Below are 3,212 nucleotides of genomic sequence, written 5' to 3' on the forward strand. Positions count from 1 at the left end.
TGCTACAAACTCTGGTGGAGCTATTTATACAAATGGAATAAGTAGTATTTCTTCTAAATCTAGTTTTTATGAGAATAAAGCTACTAATGGTGGTGCAATATATTCTTTAAAAGATTTAAATATTTCTACTTCTATATTTAGTAAAAATAATGCCACATCTAATGGTGGTGCAGTATATATCAATGGAGGAACCACTAGAATATTAAGTAATTCAAATTTTTCATTAAATAGAGCTTTAAACGGTGGAGCGATATATTCTAATAGTGTTTTAAATATTGTTTCGGCTAACTTTAATGATAATCTAGCAACGGTAAACGGTGGAGCTATTTTTTCTCTTAAAAACTTACAAATTTCTTCATCTAAGTTCAATAGAAATAATGCATCCACTAATGGAGGAGCATTATATTTAAATGGTGGGATTACAACTATTACAACCAAATCTACTTTTAATAACAATAAAGCCATTAATGGTGGTGGAATTTACACTAATTCTAATTTAGCCATTAACTCTATTGAATTTCTAAGTAATATTGTTAGTTCCAATGGTGCTGGGCTATATATTAATAGTGCTACTGTGAATATTTTAAACAATTCTAATTTCACAAATAATAAAGCTAACAGTAATGGTGGTGGAATTTATCTCTCTGGTAGTTCTAGATCTACTATAAGTGGAAATTCTAAATTTACAACTAATTCTGCTAAAAACGGTGGAGCAATTTATAGTAATTCTCCTTTAGCTATCTCTTCAACAAAATTTTCTAGTAATAAAGCCACAGATAATGGTGGAGCTATTTATTCTAAAAATGCTTTGAATGTTAGTGGTGGGAGTATTACTGGAAATACTGCAAACTATGGTAGTGGTATTTGTAATTTAGCTAATTTAAGAGTTTCTAAAGTTGGCATAAGTTCTAATGTTGCAAAAGTTATAAGTATTTCACTTAAAGCTCCGACTGCAGTTAAACCAGGTAAAAAATTAACTATCAATGTCTATCTGAAGACTGGAGATAACATTGCTGGAGCAATATACAACAGTAAAGGCAACACTTCTATAAATGGATCTAAAAAAACACCTTCAGACAATACACCAGGTAAAACTTTTTCTTCAGCCATTGCTGGCAGTAAAAAGAATATAACATCTAATTCTAATGGTGTAGCTACAAGAACTTACAATGTATCTAAAAATGTTAATAAAGTTAATGTGTCAGTTAGCTATTCTCAAGGTGGCAAAAAATGGACAGTATCTACTTCTGTTAAGGTAAGTAGTACAGCTCCGTCAACTCCTAAAACTAAAACTTACACAAATAAAAAATCAATTTCATCTAGTTCTTCATCTTCCACTGGTTATATTAAAGGAGGTAGTGTAACTGTTGGGCTTTCAAATCATGAAGATGCTCATTTAGCTAGTTTAATTGATATATCTAAATATAAAGTTAGTTCTAAGAATATTAGCTATTATAATCTTAAAAAACGTAGTTCTATTGGAGTAACTTATTATATTTATAAAGTTAATAAAGATGGTTGGTATTCTGGTACAATTAATAGTAAAAATGGTGTGGATTGGAAGAAAATAGGCTCAAAACCTACTACTTCTGGAACTTGGTTTAATCTTAGTTCAAATTCTAAAGGTAACTATACTATTGGCAAAATAGTTCCTAAGTATACAAATAATACTTCGAAATCACAATTTTCATTTTTTGTTTCAGTTAGTAAAGCTAGTATTAATTATAAATCTTTGACTCCATGTATAAAGTATACTTATAATTTGGTTAATAAGAATAATACTAAATCTAAAAGGACAGTTAGTTTTTTTGAAAATACAACTACGGATATTTATTTCAGTGGCTTAGGATTTTCTTCAAAATTGAAGAATGAATTAACATATTCTGATTCTCGTATTCAGGTAAATCACAGTGATTTTAAAAATCTTGCAATTAAGATATTTCAGGGAAAAGCTGGCTCTGGTAAGGGTATCGAAGGGAAATTATCTGCTGATCAAAAAATAAGAACTATTTATGCTTGGATTAAAAAACGTATGGATTATCATGGTTATTCAAATTCTCATTATAAGTCTACTGATGTTTTATGGAGATTGCAAAATAAAGTTAAGAAAACTGCAAATTGTGTTGATCAATCTATTTTACTAGTTACTTTTTTGAGGACTGTTGGTGTTCCAGCATATTTTGAACATAACTGGGCTTTTGAGGGGCATGTTGTTGTGAGAGCTTATTATACTAATACAGGAAAATATGTTCTTGATACAACAAATTCCAGAAATGATGTGAATATTATTAGAAGTAAAAAATGGAATCCGAAAACAGTGGAAATAAAGAGCTATCCAGGCTATAAAGCAAGTAAGTTCTATGTACATAAAACTACAACTAATAAAAAGAATAAGGTTTCATGTTGTTTGACTAGAGGATAAAATATTTTGTTTAAATTTAAAATAAATATTAAATTGAGGAAGTGATTATATTGAAATTAAGAAATTTAATTTATATCTGTATTGCAACTATTTTAATAATAGCTTGTGTTAGTCTTATTTATACTAATTTAGATAATGGACAAGATATTGCCGAAAATAGCTCTAAAGTTAATAACACAAACAGTATTAATAATAATGATATTAATGAGACTGAAAATAATACTAGTAATTCTACAAATGAAATAAATCCTGTTAAAAATATTAAGGGTTCCAATAACTTTGAGAAAAAGAATCAGCCTAAAAATCTTCCTAAAAATTCTAAATTATCATATTCTAAAGCATATAGTATAGCTAACTCTTATCAAGGTGCTGATGGTGATAATAGAAACATGACTTATGTGAAATATAAAGGCTATGAGTATGATAAAGGTGAATTATATTGGAACTTTGGAGCATATTTTAAAAAAAATAATGAATGGCTAGGAACATTTCGTATAAGTGATGCTACAGGTGAAATAGATTTAGGATAATAAAATTGGTAAATTTTTTGAGGATAATTTATTATTAATTTCTTACTCTGTTTTTAATAATTTTTATCTTTAAATATTTTTTTTTAATAGCTATTTGTAAGTTTTAGTTTTATATATAGTTTAAATCGAAAAATTTAAAAGCAATGTTTAACATATTATCTTTATGGCAAATAAAGTACAAAAAAAAGTTAAAAAATGTATTAAGAAAACTCGTTTGAATAAACTTATTAATAGACATCAACAAAAAGCTGATGTTTTAA

At 27.5% G+C, this 3,212-nt stretch carries 2 protein-coding genes; both read left to right on the forward strand.

Features of this window, described 5'->3' with window-relative positions:
- A partial coding sequence (locus MBCUR_RS01595) for a transglutaminase-like domain-containing protein (RefSeq protein WP_281190504.1) occupies positions 1–2,422 on the forward strand: 2,422 nt, incomplete at its 5' end.
- Between the two features lie 50 nt (positions 2,423–2,472).
- Entirely contained in the window at positions 2,473–2,952 is a 480-nt protein-coding gene (locus tag MBCUR_RS01600; protein WP_067089396.1) for a hypothetical protein, read from the forward strand.
- Positions 2,953–3,212: the final 260 nt, after the last annotated feature.

Source organism: Methanobrevibacter curvatus (genome assembly GCF_001639295.1).
Taxonomy (GTDB): domain Archaea; phylum Methanobacteriota; class Methanobacteria; order Methanobacteriales; family Methanobacteriaceae; genus Methanoflexus; species Methanoflexus curvatus.